This is a genomic window from Mesorhizobium sp. M7A.F.Ca.AU.001.01.1.1 (assembly GCF_004022735.1).
Lineage (GTDB): Bacteria > Pseudomonadota > Alphaproteobacteria > Rhizobiales > Rhizobiaceae > Mesorhizobium > Mesorhizobium ciceri.
In genome coordinates, this window is record NZ_RZPF01000952.1 from 1 (window position 1) to 1972 (window position 1972).

A 1972-nucleotide genomic window follows, 5' to 3' on the forward strand; every position below is an offset into this window, starting at 1 on the left:
CTCCAATTCCTGGGCATAGCCCATGCTGTGGAGGTGCTTTACGTCCTCCGCCTTGTCAACTTCAGTATAACCCGGTGCTGCCATTTTAGTGTCCCCTGTTGGTTTTCGGGTCGGGATGAGATCCCGCCCTAGCTAGCCGATTGAACTGACTTTCCGACTGAATGCGATCTGGTGTGTCCGGCCTCCTCTGGCTCCAGATCCGAAAAAATGCCCGTGAGCAGATCCGCCCATTTCCGCTGCCCGGTCTCGCCGGCGATTTCGTCATTGCGGATTTCGATCATCGCGCAGGGCAGTCCGCGCGAGCGCGCATGCCGTTCCAGCGTGAAATAGACGCGGTCATCAGGTGAATACGGCTCGTTGACCCCGACGGTGACACCGGAAAGCCGCTTCAGCGCCGATATCAGCGGCGCCGCCAGCCGGCGATCCTCGTCATGGATGATGCCGATATGCCAGGGCCGGTTGCGGCCCTTGTATACCGGCGTGAAGGAATGGACCGAAACCAGCCGCGTTTCCTGACCGTGTGACAGCCTGTGGCTGATGATATCCGCAATCGTATCGTGGAAAGGGCGCCACGAAAGCGCGACACGCGCGGCACGCTCACTTTCCGACAGGCCGGCATTGCCCGGTATGGCCGTTGTCTCACTGACCGGCGGCACCAGGTCGGGCGCGTCAAGCGGCCGGTTGCAGTCGATGACAAGGCGCGAAATGCGGGTTTCGACGAGCGTCGCGTCGAGCGCCTGCGCCATGCGGCGGGCAACCGGCAGCGCGCCGGGATCCCAGGCGATGTGGCGCGACAGGTCCTCGACAGCAAGGCCGAGCGTGCCGAATTCGGCGGGCAGGAAGTTCGAGGCGTGATCGCAGGTCAGCACGAAAGGGCTTGATCCGCCGGGGTTCGTCACCCTTACGGTATCAGACGATGCAAGGCTGGCGGGCCGTGCTTTCTCCATACTCTGCCGTCCCCGGGGAGCGCTGTATCGTATGTTACGTATTTTGCCTCATTGCGTCCCTGTGGATGATTTCATACAGTTTGTCCGGCTTTGTCAAATGCGATTTCGGAAAAGACCATCGACCGAGCCAAGGGTGGGGAAAAGATGATTTCCAACATTGCCGAACTGATCGCCGACCGCGTCGGCACGATGCCGGCCAGCGAACGGCGCGCGGCCCAGACACTGATTGCCTTCTACCCGATGATCGGCTTGAAAACGGTCGCTGAATTCTCGGCCGCAGCCGGCGTTTCCTCGCCGACAATCCTGCGTTTCGTCGCCCGGTTGGGCTTTCAGAACTATCCGGAGTTCCAGTCGAGCCTGCAGGACGAACTGGCGGCGCAACTGCAATCGCCGGCGACAAGGACGCTCAATCCGCCCTCGCCCGGCGGCGGGACCGTGTCGCCGATGCTGGAAGCGACGCTCGACAATATGCGCGAGACATTCAGGCACCTGTCCGACAAGCAGCTTGCCGACATCGCCGCCCGGCTGGCGGACCGGCGCGGCAAGACCTTCCTGATCGGCGGCCGCTTCACCGATCCGCTGGCGCGCTACATGGCCGCCCACCTCGCCATCATCCAGCCGGATGTCTTTCACCTCGCCGGGCAGGAAAGCATGTGGCGTGACCGGCTGATCGACATGGGCAAGCGCGACGTGCTGGTCATCTTCGACATCAGGCGCTACCAGGACAGCCTCCTCCGCTTCGCCGAGAAGGCGCATCAGCGTGGCGTGCAGATCGTACTGTTCACCGACCAGTGGCTGTCGCCGATCGCCCGCCTTGCTCGCCATGTCATCGCCGGACGAACCGCAGTGCCGTCGGCATGGGATTCATCGGCGGCCCTTTTCGTCGTCGCCGAAACGCTGATCGGCGCCGTCACCAGGCAACTGGAAGCAGAAGGCGCCAAACGCATTCGCGAGATGGAAAGTCTGCGTTAGTGCATATGCGATGATCCGAAGCGTTACGCATATTTTCTCAAACGTTACATATC

General features: G+C 61.8%; 2 protein-coding genes. One reads left to right on the plus strand and one right to left on the minus strand.

The window, feature by feature from the left end; all coding sequences use genetic code 11:
• Positions 1 to 128: 128 nt before the first annotated feature.
• Positions 129 to 947 (minus strand): N-formylglutamate amidohydrolase, encoded by an 819-nt coding sequence (locus EN884_RS34455; RefSeq protein ID WP_024502760.1) that lies wholly within the window; start codon positions 945 to 947, stop codon positions 129 to 131.
• A gap of 144 nt (positions 948 to 1091) precedes the next feature.
• Here EN884_RS34455 and EN884_RS34460 point away from each other — a divergent pair, with 144 nt between their 5' ends.
• Positions 1092 to 1919, plus strand: coding sequence for a MurR/RpiR family transcriptional regulator (locus EN884_RS34460; RefSeq protein WP_063168963.1), 828 nt, complete (start codon positions 1092 to 1094; stop codon positions 1917 to 1919).
• Positions 1920 to 1972: the final 53 nt, after the last annotated feature.